Origin of the sequence: Serratia surfactantfaciens (genome assembly GCF_001642805.2) — a bacterium.
In the GTDB taxonomy this organism is placed as follows: domain Bacteria; phylum Pseudomonadota; class Gammaproteobacteria; order Enterobacterales; family Enterobacteriaceae; genus Serratia; species Serratia surfactantfaciens.
The window spans coordinates 3819198-3835737 of sequence record NZ_CP016948.1 but is presented as its reverse complement, the minus strand read 5'-3'; the positions used below and the strand labels follow the sequence as shown (position 1 = coordinate 3835737).

General features: G+C 62.2%; 13 protein-coding genes. 5 read left to right on the top strand and 8 right to left on the bottom strand.

Annotated elements, in window-relative coordinates; genetic code table 11:
• Positions 1–101 precede the first annotated feature (101 nt).
• A complete protein-coding gene (locus ATE40_RS17955) occupies positions 102–1400 on the bottom strand; it encodes an MFS transporter (protein ID WP_063918710.1) in 1299 nt (432 codons plus the stop codon).
• A 77-nt stretch (positions 1401–1477) separates the two neighbouring features.
• Between ATE40_RS17955 and ATE40_RS24805 the strand changes: the two genes are divergently transcribed.
• Genes ATE40_RS24805 through ATE40_RS17945 form a run of 3 tightly spaced genes read left to right on the top strand, consistent with a single transcriptional unit; the run spans position 1478 to position 4616 of the window.
• The gene (locus ATE40_RS24805; protein ID WP_156785441.1) at positions 1478–1645 is read left to right on the top strand and encodes a hypothetical protein; all 168 of its coding nucleotides are present in this window, start codon (positions 1478–1480) and stop codon (positions 1643–1645) included.
• 50 nt (positions 1646–1695) lie between these two features.
• Positions 1696–3108, top strand: coding sequence for a glucuronate isomerase (uxaC, locus tag ATE40_RS17950; protein WP_063918711.1), 1413 nt, complete (start codon positions 1696–1698; stop codon positions 3106–3108).
• Positions 3109–3128: 20 nt separating this feature from the next.
• Positions 3129–4616 carry a UxaA family hydrolase gene (locus tag ATE40_RS17945; protein ID WP_063918712.1) on the top strand — a complete coding sequence of 496 codons (1488 nt, stop codon included), beginning with the start codon at positions 3129–3131 and terminating at the stop codon, positions 4614–4616.
• Positions 4617–4669: 53 nt separating this feature from the next.
• On the opposite strand, the gene sstT is transcribed toward ATE40_RS17945, so the two are convergent.
• From sstT to ATE40_RS17920, 5 genes are all read right to left on the bottom strand, one after another.
• The gene (gene sstT / locus ATE40_RS17940; protein ID WP_063918713.1) at positions 4670–5905 is read right to left on the bottom strand and encodes a serine/threonine transporter SstT; all 1236 of its coding nucleotides are present in this window, start codon (positions 5903–5905) and stop codon (positions 4670–4672) included.
• A gap of 263 nt (positions 5906–6168) precedes the next feature.
• Complete coding sequence (locus tag ATE40_RS17935) at positions 6169–7137, bottom strand: TerC family protein (RefSeq protein ID WP_019453103.1); 969 nt, start codon at positions 7135–7137, stop codon at positions 6169–6171.
• Positions 7138–7389: 252 nt separating this feature from the next.
• A complete protein-coding gene (locus ATE40_RS17930) occupies positions 7390–8121 on the bottom strand; it encodes a glutamine amidotransferase (protein ID WP_019453102.1) in 732 nt (243 codons plus the stop codon).
• A gap of 1 nt (position 8122) precedes the next feature.
• On the bottom strand, positions 8123–9103 hold the full coding sequence (locus tag ATE40_RS17925) for a Gfo/Idh/MocA family protein (protein ID WP_019453101.1): 981 nt from the start codon (positions 9101–9103) through the stop codon (positions 8123–8125).
• A 50-nt stretch (positions 9104–9153) separates the two neighbouring features.
• Complete coding sequence (locus ATE40_RS17920; RefSeq protein ID WP_004937154.1) at positions 9154–9660, bottom strand: M48 metallopeptidase family protein; 507 nt, start codon at positions 9658–9660, stop codon at positions 9154–9156.
• A 149-nt stretch (positions 9661–9809) separates the two neighbouring features.
• Between ATE40_RS17920 and rlmG the strand changes: the two genes are divergently transcribed.
• Positions 9810–10949, top strand: a complete 1140-nt coding sequence (gene rlmG, locus ATE40_RS17915; protein ID WP_019453100.1) for a 23S rRNA (guanine(1835)-N(2))-methyltransferase RlmG — start codon at positions 9810–9812, stop codon at positions 10947–10949.
• 34 nt (positions 10950–10983) lie between these two features.
• On the opposite strand, the gene ATE40_RS17910 is transcribed toward rlmG, so the two are convergent.
• On the bottom strand, positions 10984–13005 hold the full coding sequence (locus tag ATE40_RS17910; RefSeq protein ID WP_063918714.1) for an NADPH-dependent 2,4-dienoyl-CoA reductase: 2022 nt from the start codon (positions 13003–13005) through the stop codon (positions 10984–10986).
• 307 nt (positions 13006–13312) lie between these two features.
• Between ATE40_RS17910 and ATE40_RS17905 the strand changes: the two genes are divergently transcribed.
• Complete coding sequence (locus tag ATE40_RS17905; RefSeq protein WP_063918715.1) at positions 13313–14932, top strand: ABC-F family ATP-binding cassette domain-containing protein; 1620 nt, start codon at positions 13313–13315, stop codon at positions 14930–14932.
• Between the two features lie 22 nt (positions 14933–14954).
• Here the strand turns inward: ATE40_RS17905 and pdxR are convergent, their stop codons facing one another.
• Positions 14955–16427, bottom strand: a complete 1473-nt coding sequence (gene pdxR, locus ATE40_RS17900) for a MocR-like pyridoxine biosynthesis transcription factor PdxR (protein WP_063918716.1) — start codon at positions 16425–16427, stop codon at positions 14955–14957.
• Positions 16428–16540 lie beyond the last annotated feature (113 nt).

Below are 16540 nucleotides of genomic sequence, written 5' to 3'. Positions count from 1 at the left end.
TGCGGTGGGAAGGGGCGCGTAGCCATTGGATTTGTTATACCACTTATTCGGCACTGCTGCCAGAGGGGTAAGGGGCCCGGCGCGGCGGCCGGGCGGTGGGATCAGCTGCGCGCCGGGGTCGGCTGCAGCGCGGTTGACTGCGGTTCGGCGGCCGGACGGTTTTGCAGCACCGTCCAGATGACGATCGCGCCGAGAATGTCGAATACCGACAGCGCCGCGAACAGCGGGCTGAAGCCGAGCGTATCCGCCAGCGCGCCGACCACCAGGGCGAACAGTGTGCTGGCGGTCCAGGCCGCCATGCCGGTAAGGCCGTTGGCGGTCGCTACCTCATTGCGGCCGAATACGTCGGAAGAGAGGGTGATCAGCGCCCCGGACAACGCCTGATGGGCGAAGCCGCCGACGCACAGCAGCGCGATGGCGGCGTAAGGGCTGGTGAACAGGCCGATCATGCCGGGGCCGATCATCAACACCGCTCCCATCGTCACCACCAGCTTGCGCGAGACGATCAGATTGACCTTGAAATACTTCTGGAACAGCGGCGGCAGGTAGCCGCCGACGATGCAGCCGAGATCGGCGAACAGCATCGGCATCCAGGCGAACATGGCGATCTCTTTCAAATTAAAGCCGTAGGCCTTGAACATGAACAGCGGGATCCAGGCGTTGAAGGTGCCCCAGGCCGGCTCCGCCAGAAAGCGCGGCAGCGCGATGCCCCAGAACTGGCGGTTGCGCACGATCTGCCAGGCCGACATCTTTTTGGCGTGGGTGGTCTGGTGTTGCGCTTCCTGGCCTTCGAGGATGTAACTGCGCTCTTCCTGACTCAGTTTCTTCTGATCTTTCGGATGTTTGTAGAACAGCAGCCAACAGATGGCCCAGATCAGGCTCAGCACGCCGGTGATGATGAACGCCATTTCCCAGCTGTGCGCCACGATGGCCCAGACCACCAGCGGTGGGGCGATCATGCCGCCGATCGACGACCCCACGTTGAAATAGCCGACGGCGATCGAACGTTCTTTGGCCGGAAACCACTCGCTGCTGGCCTTCAGCCCGGCGGGGATCATCGCCGCTTCGGCCATGCCGACCGCGCCGCGCGCTAGCGCCAGGCCGCCCCAGCTGTTGGCCAACGCGGTGCCCATGCAGAACAGCGCCCACAGAATGGCGAACATGGCGTAGCCGATTTTGGTGCCCAGTACGTCCAGCACATAGCCCGCCACCGGCTGCATCACGGTGTAGCAGGCGGAATAGGCGGCGACGATATAGGAATACTGTTGGGTGGTGATGTGCAGCGTATCTTCCAGCGTTGGCGCCGCGACGGCGATGGCGTTGCGGGTCAGGTAGCCCAGCACGGTGCCGATGGTCACCAGTCCGATCATGTACCAGCGTAACCCTTTAATTTTACGCATCCGAAATGTCTCCCCGTTTGAAGGTGTGGCCGGCGATGCGGCTGGCGAGACAATAACCTGTCATACAGGTTTAAAAGTTGAGTGATATCACAAAAGGAATTATTCGCCTGAGCGATACTGTTGCCGGTGAAATAGTGCGTTTATGCCGCACATTTGCCGTAAAACTGAGCGAAAAAGGGATTGAAGGACAGCAAAACGGCAAATGGCGGGAAAAATTTGCTGGACGCTCATTAGAATTGGTGTGATAACTTTTGCGATTCGATTCCCGTGCCGCACGGCAAGTAAGGAGCCCGAAATGGCGACGTTTTTGAGCGAAGATTTCCTGCTGGACAGCGAGTTTGCCCGGCGCTTGTATCACGACTATGCGGCGCCGCAGCCGATTTTCGATTATCACTGCCATTTGCCGCCGCAGCAGATCGCGGAGAACACCCGCTTCAGCAACCTGTACGATATTTGGCTGCGGGGCGATCACTACAAATGGCGGGCGATGCGCACCAACGGCGTAGCGGAGCGACTGTGCACCGGCGATGCGGGCGATCGCGAGAAGTTCGACGCCTGGGCCGCCACGGTGCCGCATACCATCGGTAATCCGCTCTATCACTGGACGCATCTGGAGCTGCGCCGGCCGTTCGGCATCACCGGCACGCTGCTGTCGCCGGCCACGGCGGACGAGATCTGGCAGCGCGGCAATGCGCTGCTGGCGCAGGATGAGTTTCGCGCGCGCGGCATCATGCGCCAGATGAACGTGAGAATGGTCGGCACCACCGACGATCCTATCGACGATCTGCGCCATCATCGGGCGATCGCCGACGATCGCAGCTTCGAGATCAAAGTGCTGCCTAGCTGGCGGCCGGACAAGGCTTTCACTATCGATGCACCGGGCTTCAACGACTATCTGCGGCAGCTGGAGGCGGCGGCTGACACTGCCATCGGCCGCTTCAGCACGCTGTGTGACGCCCTGTACAAGCGCATGGATCACTTTGCCGCCCACGGTTGCAAGGTGGCCGACCATGCGCTGGACGTGGTGGTGTTCGGCGAGGCCGATGAAGCGACGCTGGATGCGATCCTGCTGCGCCGCCTGAACGGCGAACTGCCGACGCCGGAACAGAGCGCCCAGTTCAAAAGCGCGGTGCTGTTGTTTCTGGCCGGCGAGTACCGGCGCCGTGGTTGGGTGCAGCAGTATCACATCGGCGCGCTGCGCAATAACAACAGCCGCATGCTGGCCGCCGTCGGCCCGGATATCGGTTTCGATTCGATCAACGACCGGCCGTTGGCGGAACCGCTGTCGCGGCTGCTGGATGCCCAGGCGCGGCAGGGTGGCCTACCGAAAACCATTCTCTACTGCCTCAACCCGCGCGATAACGAAGTGATCGGTACCATGGTCGGCAACTTCCAAGGGGAAGGCACGCCCGGCAAGATGCAATTCGGCTCCGGCTGGTGGTTCAACGATCAAAAGGACGGCATGCAACGGCAGATGACGCAGTTGGCGCAGCTCGGACTGCTGAGCCGTTTCGTCGGCATGTTGACCGACAGCCGCAGCTTCCTGTCGTACACGCGCCATGAATACTTCCGTCGCATCCTTTGCCAGATGATCGGCCGCTGGGTGACGGATGGCGAAGCGCCGGCGGACATCGCGCTGCTGGGCGAGATGGTGCAAAACATCTGCTTCGACAACGCCAAAAACTATTTCGCCATTGAACTGGCGTAGCCGTTATCCGGGACCGGTTTATGCAAAGTACGATAAAGATTCATGAGCAGGATAACGTAGCGGTGGCGCTGCGCGACCTGGCCGCTGGAGAAACGGTTGAGCTGGAAGCGGAGAGCGTTCGATTGGCGCAGCCGGTGGCGCGCGGGCACAAGTTTGCGCTCGGCCCGATCGCCGAGGGTGAGGACATCATCAAATATGGTCAGCCGATCGGCCATGCGCTCGCGGCCATCGCGCCAGGGGAGCATATTCATTCGCATAACGCCAAAACCAACCTGAGCGATCTGGACAGCTACCGTTACCAGCCGCAGTTCCCGGCGCTGCCGCCGCAGGCGGCGGATCGCGAGGTGCAGCTGTATCGCCGGGCCGGCGGCGAAGTGGGGATCCGCAACGAGCTGTGGATCGTGCCCACCGTCGGCTGCGTCAACGGCATCGCCCGCCAGATCCAGCAGCGCTTTTTACAGCAAACTCAGGCGGACGGGATCGACGGCGTGCATCTGTTCAGCCATCCGTTCGGCTGCTCGCAGTTGGGGCAAGATCATGCCAATACCCGCATCATGCTGCAAAACATGGTCCGCCATCCCAATGCCGGCGCGGTGCTGGTGATCGGGCTGGGTTGCGAGAACAATCAGGTGGAGGCCTTTCGCGCCACCTTGGGGATCGAGGACGATCGGCGGCTGCGCTTTATGGTGTGCCAGCAGCAGGACGACGAGGTGGAGGCCGGACTGGCGCTGCTGCACGAGCTGTATCGGGAGATGCGCCACGATAGGCGCGAACCAGGCCACTTGAGCGAGCTGAGGTTTGGCCTGGAGTGCGGCGGTTCGGACGGGCTGTCGGGCATTACCGCCAACCCGCTGCTGGGGCGCTTTTCCGACTATGCGATCGCCAACGGTGGCACCACGGTGCTGACCGAAGTGCCGGAGATGTTTGGCGCCGAGCGCATTCTGATGAGCCGCTGTCGCGATTGGGAAACCTTCGGCAAGACCGTCGACATGATCAACGACTTTAAACGCTATTTCATCGCCCACCAGCAGCCTATTTATGAGAATCCGTCGCCGGGCAACAAGGCCGGCGGCATCACCACGCTGGAGGAAAAATCGCTCGGCTGCACCCAAAAGGCGGGCCTGAGCCAGGTGGTGGACGTGCTGAAATACGGCGAGCGGCTGCGCGTGCCGGGGCTGAACCTGCTCAGCGCGCCGGGCAACGATGCGGTGGCGACCAGCGCGCTGGCCGGCGCCGGCTGCCATATGGTGCTGTTCAGCACCGGACGCGGCACGCCGTACGGCGGTTTTGTACCGACGGTGAAGCTGGCCACCAACAGCGAGCTGGCGGCGAAGAAACCGCACTGGATCGATTTCGACGCCGGCGGCTTGATTCACGGGATAACCATGGACGAGCTGCTCAGCCGCTTCGTCGATCTGATTGTCGAGATCGCCAACGGCCGCCCGGCGCGCAATGAAGCCAACGATTTCCGCGAGCTGGCGATATTTAAAAGCGGGGTGACGCTGTAAGACTGACAAAAAAGGCGCTCGAAAGAGCGCCTTTTCTATGAGGCCAGGTGGGATTAACGCACCTTCAGCGGATCTTCATTCGCCAGCCGTTGGTCTTCCGCCTGGCAGGCGGCGGCGGTGAACAGCACGTCGGTGGAGGAGTTGAGGGCGGTTTCCGCCGAATCTTGCAGCACGCCGATGATAAAGCCGACCGCTACCACCTGCATCGCCACGTCGTTCGGAATGCCGAACATATTGCACGCCAGCGGGATCAGCAGCAGCGAGCCGCCCGCTACGCCGGAGGCGCCGCAGGCGCACAGCGCCGCCACCACGCTCAGCAGCAGGGCGGTCGGTACGTCCACCGCGATGCCCAGCGTGTTCACCGCCGCCAGCGTCAGCACGGTGATGGTGATCGCCGCGCCGGCCATGTTGATGGTTGCGCCCAGCGGAATGGAAACCGAGTAGGTGTCTTCATTCAGGTTCAGCTTCTTGCACAGCTCCATGTTCACCGGGATATTGGCGGCCGAGCTGCGGGTGAAGAAGGCGGTCACGCCGCTCTCGCGCAGGCAGGCGAACACCAGCGGGTATGGGTTGCGGCGGATCTTCCAGTAAACGATCAGCGGGTTGAGCACCAGCGCCACCAGCAGCATGCAGCCGAGCAGCACCATCAGCAGCTGGGCATAGCCCCACAGCACGCCGAAGCCGGTTTCCGCCAGCGTGGAAGCCACCAGGCCGAAGATGCCGAGCGGCGCACAGCGAATGACCGCACGCACCACCAGCGTAACCGCATGGGACATGTCGTTGATCAGGTTTTTGGTGGTTTCGGAGGCGTGGCGCAGCGCCAGCCCCAGCCCGACGGCCCAGGCCAGAATGCCGATGTAGTTGGCGTTAATCAGCGCATGGAACGGGTTGGCCACCACGCTCATCAACAGGCCCTTCATGACGTCCACGATGCCGCCTGGCGGGGTGATGTCCGTCGCCCCGGTGGTCAGCGCCAGCGTGGAAGGGAAGATAAAGCTGACGACCACCGCCACCAGCGCGGCGGCGAAGGTGCCCAGCAGGTAGAGAAACAGGATCGGACGAATATTGGTCTTCTGCCCCTGTTTATGATTGGCGATGGAGGCCATGACCAGAATCAGTACCAGCACCGGCGCCACCGCTTTCAGCGCGCCGACGAACAGGGAACCGAGCAGGCCGACCGCCGTTGCCGCCGCCGGCGAAACCAGCGCCAGCAGAATGCCGGCCACCAGGCCGACCATGATTTGTTTGACCAGGCTGCCCTGTGTGATCCTTTGTAGTAGTTTTTGCATAGTGCTTCTCTTCCTGATGTTATCTGGCCGCCGCGGCGGGAACGACGCCGGGTAGCTTTATGTGATTCTGTAACTAAGTGTGTTTGCCGAATCAGTATTCAGCAATCGAATGATGTTGGAAAGAGGCGAGGGTGAAATTCTGAGCGCGGATCAACACTTGATAACATACTGGTTACATTTGTGTGATCGTAATAACGTTTGGTGTTTTGCGGGAATTGCCAAACAATCACGGGGCGACTAGCGCCCCGGATAACAGATTATGGTTATTTCTTCGCCAGACGATCGTTGCGGCGATTGACCCAGGCGTTGATCAGCAAGGTGAGCGCCAGGATGCCCGCCACCACGCCGAGCGACACGCCGATCGGGATGTGGAAGAAGTCGATAATCAGCATCTTGATGCCGATAAACACCAGGATCACCGACAGGCCGTATTTCAGCATCGAGAACCGCTCCGCCACGTTGGCCAGCAGGAAGTACATGGCGCGCAGACCCATGATGGCGAACAGGTTAGAGGTCAGCACGATGAACGGATCGGTAGTCACGGCGAAGATCGCCGGAATGCTGTCCACCGCGAAGATCACGTCGCTCAGCTCTACCAGGATCAGCACCAGCACCAGCGGGGTGGCGAACAGGATGCCGTTGCGGCGCACGAAGAAGCGCTCGCCTTCGAGGCTGTCGGTCATGCGCAGGCGGCTGCGCAGCCATTTTACCAGCGGCTTGTCGCCGATCGCCGAGTCATCTTCCTTCGCCAGCGCCATCTTGATACCGGTGAACAGCAGGAAAGCGCCGAACAGATACAGCAGCCACTGGAACTGGCTGACCAGCCAGCTGCCGGCGAAGATCATGATAGTACGCAGCACGATCGCGCCCAACACGCCGTAGATCAGCACTCGCCGCTGCAGGTTGGCTGGCACGGAGAAGTAGCTGAACAGCATCAGCCAGACGAACACGTTATCCACCGCCAGCGCTTTTTCGATCAGGTAACCGGTCAGGAAGGCCAGCGCCTGGGTGTCGGCGACGGCGCGCCCGGCGGTTTCGTTCAGGTAGTACCAGAAACCGAAGTTGAACAGCAGGGAGAGGCTGACCCACACCAGCGACCAGCTGGCGGCCTGCTTCAGGGTCATGGTGTGCGCGCCTTTACGGCCCTGCAACAGGAGGTCGATTGCGAGCATCACGACTATGACGGCGGCGAAGCTGCCCCATAACCACGGTGTGCCAACGGTATTCATCATCAGAGGTATCCTTCAAAAACAAAAACGGCCAACGTCGGAAGACGCCAGCCGCTCTGTGAACGCTGCAAGCAAACCTCGCCTTCCGGCAAGGTCTCACTTACAACGTTGATGAAGGTAGTTACACCTTTGACATCAGGTTGCCCGGTAACCGGATGCTTGCGCATCGTAATGACGATTGACCGGCAATGAAGTTACTCCCCTTTGCAGAGCAGAAAGTAATGCAAAATATGTCGGCGGTCAACGTGAATCGCGTTAGCCGGCCAACGCTTTTTGCGCGCCGAGGCTGACGACGAATCCCTGCAGCAGCAGGCGGCTGAACGGCGTATCGCTAACCTGTTGTTGTTTCTGCTGATAGAGGGATTGCTGCTCGGGATGCAGCTCACCGAGCCACTGCAGATACTGGCTCATCACCGCGCCGTTGAATTCCGGGTGGAACTGAGTGGTCAGGGCATGATCGCCATAGCGCAGGATCTGGTGCGCATCCTGTTGCGAACGCGCCAGCGTCTGCGCGCCGGCGGGCGGCGCCAGCACGCTCTGCGAGTGGATAAGATTGGCCTTGAAGCGTGGCGGCAGCAGGGTGAGCCGCCGATCGTCGGCCGCGGCGGGCAGCAGCTCGATCTCCAGCGTGCCGACCTCCATGCCCTGCGGGTGGTAGCCCACTTCGCCGCCAAGCGCATAGGCCAGCAGTTGGTGACCATAACAAACACCGAACAGTGGCAGTTTGATCGCCATCGCCTGACGCAGCCACTCGGCGGCCTCTTCGCTCCACGGCAGCTGTTCGGTCACCATCGCCGGCGAACCGGTGATCACCACGCCGCAATAGGTGGCCGGCGGCAGTGGCCGCTCGCCGGCGGGCAGATGCACGATGTGCGCGCGTTCGGCATCGATATTGCCCTGTTGCAGGAACATGCCTTCGAAGTTGGCCAGTTCCTGACGAATGGCCTGCGGCGCATCGCCGGTTTGCATGACGAGCAGCGGTTTCATCTTATTCTCCGTCGGCGGGGAAGACGACGCCGGTCTGGCGGCGGATGTCGGTCAGCAGGCGGGCGACGATAAGCGAATGCTCCAATCCCGGATGCTCGACCTGGTGCTTCTCAACCCGCTCGGCAAAGGCCAGCGCTTCATACAGCATGGTGTTGATGTGCTGCGTCTGGCTCAGATCCTGGCGGTTGCCGCCGCGCGGCGTCAGCGCCACGCCCTGGCACTCGGAAATCTTGTCGATAATCAGCGTGCCTTCTTCTCCCTGGATCTCGCTGGGGAGCGCCGAGTCGCTGACCTTGGAATGGGAAAGCGTAACGTCGAAATCGCCGTAGTTCAGGCAGACGGTGCCGTGGGCGTCCACGCCGGTATCCAGCAGCGTGGCGCTGGCGAGCACCGACTGCGGCGCGCCGAACAGCGCCACCGCGCTGGCCAGGCAGTAGTAGCCGATGTCCATGATGGAGCCATTGGAGAACTGCGGGTTAAAGGTGTTGGGGTTCTCGCCGGCCAGATAGCGCGGGTAGCGTGACGAGTATTGGCAGTAGTTGATGAAGACTTTGCGCAGCCGGCCGACTTTCGGCAACGCCTGCTGCAGCGCCAGGAAATTAGGCAGATAGGCGCTTTTGAACGCCTCGAACAGCACCACCTGATTTTCCCGCGCGCAGGCCACCAGCTGTTCCGCTTCGCGTTGGTTGGAAGCCAGCGGCTTCTCGCAGATCACGTGCTTCTTATGGCGCAGGAACAGCAGCGATTGCGGGCAGTGCAGGGAATTGGGGCTGGCGATATACACCGCGTCTATGACGTCGGACTGGGCCATTGCCTCCAGCGAGTCGAAAAACTGCGTGACCTGATAGTTGGCGCCAAACGCCTGCGCCTGTTCCAGCGAGCGTGAATACACGGCGCTCAGCTTGAGTTTGCCGCTTTCATGGGCGGCATCGATAAAACGTTCCGTAATCCAGTTGGTGCCGACGACGGCAAAGCGAATCATGGCGAGCTCCGGTCCAGGCCTAAAACCGCAGATTATCACGCCCCCACTCGCTATGCATACAGCTCGCCGAACAGCGAAAGGTGCGTCAGATACAGCCGGGTATCGAACTCCAGCTGGTGGTAATCCGGCTCCATGTGGCAGCACAGGCTGTAGAACGCCTTGTTGTGATCTTTCTCTTTCAGGTGCGCCAGCTCATGCACCACGATCATGCGCAGGAACGGCTCGGGCGCGACTTTGAACACCGTCGCCACGCGGATCTCCGCCTTGGCCTTCAGCTTGCCACCCTGCACGCGCGAGATGGCGGTATGCAGGCCAAGCGCATGCTTCATGACGTGGATCTTGCTGTCGTAAGCCACCTTGCTCAGCGGCTGGGCGTTGCGCAGATACTGATTTTTCAGATCGACGGTAAACTGATACAGCGATTTGTCGGTGGTACAGTCGTGCACCTGCGGATAGCGCTGCAGCAGCACGTCACCCAGCCGGTTTTGATGGATCAGTTGCTGCACCTGACTTTGCAGATGCGTTGGGTAGCCTTGCAGGTAGGTCAATTCAGACATTCTTGTTCCGTATCAACGGCCATTCAGCCGGTCATTCTATGCTGTTTTTTCGCTCAAATCCTGACATACGCAATTTATCCGAAAAAACATTTTACTGACGGGCGTTTTTAGGGGATAAACAGCCCAAATTTTATCAGTCAGGAGGGGCAATGAGCCAACTCGATCTGGGAACACAGCAACTTGAGCTGGAGCGTTATCCCCAACAGGAAGAATCCACCCAACTGCAGGCGTGGGAAGCGGCGGACGAATATCTGCTGCAACAGCTTGAAAATGTAGATATCGGCGGCCGCCCGGTGCTGATTTTCAACGATAACTTCGGCACCCTGGCCTGTGCGTTGCACGCGCATCGCCCTTACAGCGTCAGCGACTCGTACATGAGCCAGCTGGCGACGCGCCACAACCTGAAGCTCAACGGATTGGATCCTGAGCAGGTCACGCTGTTGGACAGCCTGGCCGAACTGCCGGCGGCGCCGGCGGTGGTGCTGATTCGCGTGCCGAAAGCGTTGGCGCTGCTGGAACAGCAGCTGCGCGCGCTGCGCCACGTTGTTACCGAAGACACGCTGATCGTCGCCGGCGCCAAAGCCCGCGACGTGCACACCTCGACGATGCAGCTGTTTGAAAAGGTGCTGGGCCCAACGCGCACCAGCCTGGCGTGGAAGAAGGCGCGCCTGATCTTCTGCCAGGCGGCGGACATCGTCCCACCGGCGGCGGCAGAAACCACCGACTGGACGCTGGACGGCACCGATTGGCTGATCCACAACCACGCCAACGTCTTCTCGCGCGGCAGCCTGGATATCGGCGCGCGCCTGTTTATGCAACATCTGCCGCGCGGCCTGAACGGCCACATTGTTGATCTGGGCTGCGGCAACGGCGTGATTGGTCTGACGGCGCTGGCGCAGAACCCGGAAGCGCAGGTGACCTTCGTCGATGAATCTTACATGGCGGTGGCCTCCAGCGAACTGAACGTGGAGCACAATCTGCCGCAAGAGTTGGATCGCTGTCAGTTTGAGGTGAACAACGCGCTGGCGGGCATCGAGCGTGAAAGCGTGCAGGCGGTACTGTGCAACCCGCCGTTCCACCAGCAACACGCCATCACCGATCACACTGCCTGGCAGATGTTCTGCGACGCCAAGCGCTGCCTGCAGGTGGGCGGCGAACTGCGCATCGTCGGCAACCGTCATCTCGACTATCACCAGAAGCTCAAGCGCCTGTTCGGCAACTGTACGCTGGTGGCCTCGAACAAGAAGTTCGTGATCCTTCGAGCGGTGAAATCTGGCGCGCGTCGCTGAGAGTGAATAACAAGGGGCGCCGGGCGCTCCTTTTTTATAGCGCCATCGCCAACCGCGTACCCTGATCGATCGCGCGACGAGCGTCTAACTCGGCGGCCACGTCGGCGCCGCCGATCAGGTGCACGGTTTTGCCCATCGCCAGCAGCGGTTGCTGCAGCTCGCGGCGCGGTTCCTGCCCGGCGCAGACGATCACCGTGTCCACCGGCAGGCAGCTATCTTGCTCGGCGCGGGTGATGTGCAGCCCTTCGTCGTCGATCAGCCGATAGCTGACGCTGTTGAGCATCTTCACGCCGCGCATCGCCAGGCTGGCGCGATGGATCCAACCGGTGGTTTTGCCCAGGCCTTCACCCACTTTGCTGGTTTTGCGTTGCAACAGGTAGATTTGCCGGGCGGCGCGCGGCGCCTGCGGCCCTTGCTCCGCCAGCCCACCGCGCTGCTCAAGGCGGCCGTCGATGCCCCATTCGCGGTTGAATTCCGCCTGATCCAGGCTGCTGGACACGCCGTGCTGGCTGAGGTACTCGGCGGTATCGAAGCCGATGCCGCCGGCGCCGATGATCGCCACGCGCTGGCCGACCGGTTTTTTATCGCGCAGCACGTCCAGATAGCTCAGCACCTTGGCGTGCTCGATGCCGGGGATGTCCGGGGTGCGCGGCACGATGCCGCAGGCGAGGATCACCTCATCGAATTCGCTTAAATCCGCCGCCTCGACCTTAACGCCCAGCCTGACCGTCACTTCACGCAGCGCCAGCTGGCGGCGGAAGTAGCGCAGGGTCTCATGGAATTCTTCCTTGCCGGGGATCTGCTTGGCGATGTTGAACTGGCCGCCGATCTGATCGGCGGCGTCGAACAGCGTTACCTGATGGCCGCGGCTGGCGGCCGTGGTGGTGAAGGCCAGTCCGGCGGGGCCGGCGCCGATCACCGCCAGTTTTTTCGGTTTCTCCGCCATCGTCAGCGGCATTTCAGTTTCGCGGCAGGCGCGCGGGTTGACCAGGCAGGAAGTCAACTTGCCTTCGAAGATCTGGTCGAGACAGGCCTGATTGCAACCGATGCAGGTATTGATCTCGTCGGCGCGCCCTTCGGCGGCTTTTTGCACAAAGGCAGCGTCGGCGAGGAACGGACGAGCCATCGACACCATATCGGCGCAGCCGTCCGCCAGCACCTGCTCGGCCACCGCCGGGTCGTTGATGCGGTTGGTGGTGATCAGCGGGATGCCGACCTTGCCCATCAGCTTGCGGGTCACCCAGCTGAACCCGGCGCGCGGCACCATGGTGGCGATGGTCGGGATGCGCGCTTCGTGCCAGCCGATGCCGGTGTTGATGATCGTCGCCCCCGCCTGTTCGACCGCCAGCGCCAGCTGTTCGATCTCCTGCCAGCTGGAGCCGTCTTCCACCAGGTCGAGCATCGACAGCCGGTAGATCAGAATGAATTCCGGGCCCACCGCCTGGCGCACCGCCCTGACGGTCTCGACGGCGAAGCGCATGCGATTGGTGAAGCTGCCGCCCCATTGGTCGTCGCGCTGGTTGGTGCGCGTCGTCAAGAATTGGTTGATCAGGTAGCCTTCGGAACCCATCACCTCAACGCCGTCGTAGCCGGCCTGCTGCGCCAGCGCCGCACAGCGGGCGAAATCGGCGATGGTTTGCTCAATCTCCGCTTCGCTGAGCGCGCTCGGCGTAAACGGGTTGATCGGCGCCTGCAGCGCGGAAGGGGCCACCAGTTTAGGTTGATAACTGTAGCGGCCGGTGTGCAGGATTTGCAGCGCAATTTTGCCGCCCGCTTGATGGACGGCTTCGGTCACCGGGCGGTGGTGAGGCAATTGCGCCTCGTTGTTGAGGATCGATCCGCCGCGAAACACCACGCCCTGTTCGTTCGGGGCAATGCCGCCGGTGACGATCAGCGCTACGCCGGCGGCGGCGCGCTCGGCATAGAACGCAGCCAGGCGCTGCGGGCCATCGGGCAGCTCTTCCAGGCCGGTATGCATCGATCCCATCAGCACCCGGTTTTTCAGGGTGGTGAAACCGAGATCCAGTGGCGCCAGCAGGTGAGGGTAATTGCTCATTGCACTCTCCATCGGGTGAAATCAGGGCCCGTTGTTATTATTATGTGAACAAAAGTGGTCGGATGAGATAAATCTAGCCGTTGTCGCGCCGCTTGGGAATCCGCGTTGTGCCGAATGTGATAGACATCATGAATCTCAGACTCTGTTTGCATAACGAACAAAAGATCGGTTAGCCTTTGTGCGTTGCAAATTCCTTCTCTCTGCGGAGCCATAACCGAAAATGAACAACCACGCCTGTTGATATCTGGTCCCACGCCGTGCGCTCTCGCGCCCTGTGGGGATGTTTTGATCTCATTCAGGAGTGCTTATGGCTCATTTTGCGCAGTCCCCTTATTTCGTTTTACATCAACTGACCTACCAATTTGCTGACGGCGAAACGCTGTTCGGCCCGTTGGATCTCGCTTTCGATCGGCAGCGCTGCGGCCTGGTAGGGCGCAACGGCGTCGGCAAAACCCAGCTGCTGCGCCTGATCGCCGGGCTGGATCAGCCGGGCAACGGGCACGTCGAATCCCATGCCGCATTGGCTTACGTTGCGCAGCAGCCGGAGATCGGCGCGGACACCACGCTGGCGCAGCTGCTGGGCTACGGTGAGGTGTTCGCCGCGCTGGCGCGTCTCGAGCAGGGGCGGCCGCTGGCGGACGATATCGATCGTCTGGAAGGGCGATGGGATCTCCACGATCGCCTGAAAAATGCCTTCGCTGCCGCCGGGCTGCCGGCCTTCGATCCTTTGCGATCCGCACACTCTCTGAGCGGCGGCGAGCGGATGCGCGCGGCGCTGTGCGGCGCCTTGCTGGGCGAGGCGGACTTTCTGCTGCTGGACGAACCGACCAACCACCTCGACAGCGCCGGCCGCGCCTGGCTGTATCACCAGCTGGATCAGTGGCGCGGCGGGTTGCTGATCGCCAGCCACGACCGGCAACTGCTGGCGCGCATGGAGCGCATCGTCGAACTGACGCCCGGCGCGCTGCGCAGTTACGGCGGCAATTACGACGACTACCGGCGCCAGCGCGATGCGCAGCAGCAGGCGGCGCGTGCCGATCTGGAGCATGCGCGCGAAGAGCGCCGCCGCACTCGCGCCCGTCAGCAGAAGGAGCACGACATGAGCCAGCGGCGCTCGGCACAAACGCTGCGCGTCGTCGATACGTTGAATATCGCCTCTTTCGAGCGGGTGGCCTACAAATCAGCGGCGAAGGAGAGCCTCGGCACGCTGCGCAAACAGCATCAGGATCAGCGCGACAGTCTCGATGCGGCGGTGCGCGAAGCCTATCAGCGGGTAGAAGAGGAACAGCCGGTGTTGCTGGCGTTGCCGGGCAGCGAAGTGAGCGCAAATAAGCAGGTGCTGGTGCTCGAGCGGCTGCAGCTGCCGTTCGTCAGCGCGCCGCCGCTGGATTTGCGGATCGACGGCCCGATGCGCGTGGCGTTGACCGGCCCCAACGGCTGCGGCAAATCCACCCTGCTGAAGACCGTTCTCGGCCAGCTGACGGCGCTTTCCGGCCATTGTCATTGCCCGCTGTCGGCGGCCTACCTCGATCAAACCCTGTCGCAGCTCGACCCGAGCCTGTCGGTGATGGAACATCTGGGGCTGCAGGATTCGCCGCTGGCGGAAGGCGCGTTGCGCACCCGTCTGGCGCAGCTGCAGCTCGGTGCGGACCGCATCGCGTTGCCGCTGGGCTCGCTCAGCGGCGGTGAGCGTTTGAAGGCGGCGCTGGCCTGTGCGCTGTGGCGGCGACAACCGGCGCAGCTGCTGTTGCTGGACGAGCCAACCAACCATCTGGATCTGGCGTCGTCGCTGGCGATCGAAACCGCCCTGGCGGATTTCCCCGGCGCGATGCTGGTGGTGTCGCATGACGAGGACTTCCTGCAGGCGCTGCGGCCGACGCATCGCCTGCACCTACGGGCGGACGGTTGGCGACTGCAGGCCTGGTGAGGCAGGCGGGCGGCGCTCTGACCTAGTGCGGGGCGTTGATGCACGCCAGCAGTTGGGTGAAGGCGGCGGCCATTTGCTCTTCCGGCACGCAGGCGAAGCCCATCAGCAGGCCGCGTCGGCGGTTGGGCAGCATGTAATAGCGCGACAGTGGCCGCACCAACACCCCGCGCGCGCCGGCGGCGGCGGCGATCGCCACGTCGTCGGCCTTGTTCGGCAGGTTGAGGATCAGATGCAAGCCGGCGTTGCTGTTGAACTCGCTGAGCGCCTGCTTGCCGAGGTGCTGTTCGATCAACCCGGTCAGGAAGGCGCGCCGCCGGGCGTACAGCAATCGCATGCGGCGGATGTGCGCGGTGTAGTGCCCTGCCTGAATAAACTCCGCCAGCGCACTCTGGATCAGCAGGTGCCCGCCGCGGTACAGCTCGGCGTGGGCGGTTTTCAGCGCCTGCACCAGCGGCGGCGGTAACACCACATAGCCGAGGCGCAGCGCCGGGTAGAGCGTTTTGCTGAAGGTGCCGATGTAGATCACCGGCGCGTCGGCCTCCAGCCCTTGCAGCGCCGGGATCGGTTGGCCGGAAAAGCGGAATTCGCTGTCGTAGTCGTCCTCGACGATCCAGCCGCCGGCGTTGCGCGCCAGCGCCAGCAGCCGTTGGCGGCGCGCCAGGCTCATCACCGAGCCGAGCGGATACTGGTGCGACGGGGTAACGAAGATCAGCCGCGGTGGGTTGACCGGCTGCTCCGGCGGCACCAGCCCGGCTTCGTCCACCGCCAGCGGGCAGATGTTCAGCGCATTGATGCGCAGGATATTGCGGATCCCCCAATAGCCCGGCTCTTCGATCCAGGCGTCATCCCCCGGATTGCACAGCATGCGCGTCACCAGATCGATCGCCTGATGGATGCCCTCGGTGATCAGGATCTGTTCCGGCGAGCAGCGCACCGAGCGCGCCACCCGTAAATATTCCACCAGCGCATGCTGCAGCTCCGGGCTACCGCCCTGATTGCTGTAGGTCAGCCGCTGCGGCGCCGGGCGGCGGCTGAGGCGCGCCTGGATCTTGCTGAATAGCTGATGGGGAAAGGCGTTGACGTCGGGCACGCCGGGAATGAACGCCCCCCACTGTTTGGGGCTGGCGCTGGCGTGGTGCAGCAGCGTAGCACCGCGTTCCGACAGCTCGATGCGCCGCGGTTGTCTGCTGTCGTCCGCCGGAGCGCCGCCGGTGGACAAGCAGCTGTCCGGCACCGTTTCGGCGACGAAGGTGCCGCTGCCGGCGCGCGCCGACACGTAACCTTCCGCCAGCAGTTGTTCATAAACGGTTAACACGGTGTTGCGTGACAGGCTGAGCTCCTGCGCCAGGTCGCGCGAGGCGGGCAGGCGGCTGGAGGGCGGCAGACTGCCGTCGAGAATGCTGGTGCGAATCGCGTTGTAAAGCCGCTTGTGCAGCTTGTCATCAGGCTGTTCGCCGAGGCGCTGCAGCAACAGATCACCACTCAATGAACGCAATTGGATCCCTCAATTATTCGTAACTGGCACTCGATTATAGGGCCACATCCTGTGTAAATAAACGGCATTGTTTCACGAATGTGAACGAAACGTGTAACTGGCACCGACCGGAG

What these genes read in the sequence shown, in the direction of transcription:
- ATE40_RS17925 (WP_019453101.1), bottom strand. Translation starts at nt 9,103, where the DNA reads ATGATTCGCTTTGCCGTCGTCGGCACCAACTGGATTACGGAACGTTTT.
- ATE40_RS17910 (WP_063918714.1), bottom strand. Translation starts at nt 13,005, where the DNA reads ATGAGCAATTACCCTCACCTGCTGGCGCCACTGGATCTCGGTTTCACC.
- ATE40_RS17930 (WP_019453102.1), bottom strand. Translation starts at nt 8,121, where the DNA reads ATGAAACCGCTGCTCGTCATGCAAACCGGCGATGCGCCGCAGGCCATT.
- ATE40_RS17920 (WP_004937154.1), bottom strand. Translation starts at nt 9,660, where the DNA reads ATGTCTGAATTGACCTACCTGCAAGGCTACCCAACGCATCTGCAAAGT.
- sstT (WP_063918713.1), bottom strand. Translation starts at nt 5,905, where the DNA reads ATGCAAAAACTACTACAAAGGATCACACAGGGCAGCCTGGTCAAACAA.
- uxaC (WP_063918711.1), top strand. Translation starts at nt 1,696, where the DNA reads ATGGCGACGTTTTTGAGCGAAGATTTCCTGCTGGACAGCGAGTTTGCC.
- ATE40_RS17955 (WP_063918710.1), bottom strand. Translation starts at nt 1,400, where the DNA reads ATGCGTAAAATTAAAGGGTTACGCTGGTACATGATCGGACTGGTGACC.
- ATE40_RS17945 (WP_063918712.1), top strand. Translation starts at nt 3,129, where the DNA reads ATGCAAAGTACGATAAAGATTCATGAGCAGGATAACGTAGCGGTGGCG.
- rlmG (WP_019453100.1), top strand. Translation starts at nt 9,810, where the DNA reads ATGAGCCAACTCGATCTGGGAACACAGCAACTTGAGCTGGAGCGTTAT.
- ATE40_RS17935 (WP_019453103.1), bottom strand. Translation starts at nt 7,137, where the DNA reads ATGATGAATACCGTTGGCACACCGTGGTTATGGGGCAGCTTCGCCGCC.
- ATE40_RS17905 (WP_063918715.1), top strand. Translation starts at nt 13,313, where the DNA reads ATGGCTCATTTTGCGCAGTCCCCTTATTTCGTTTTACATCAACTGACC.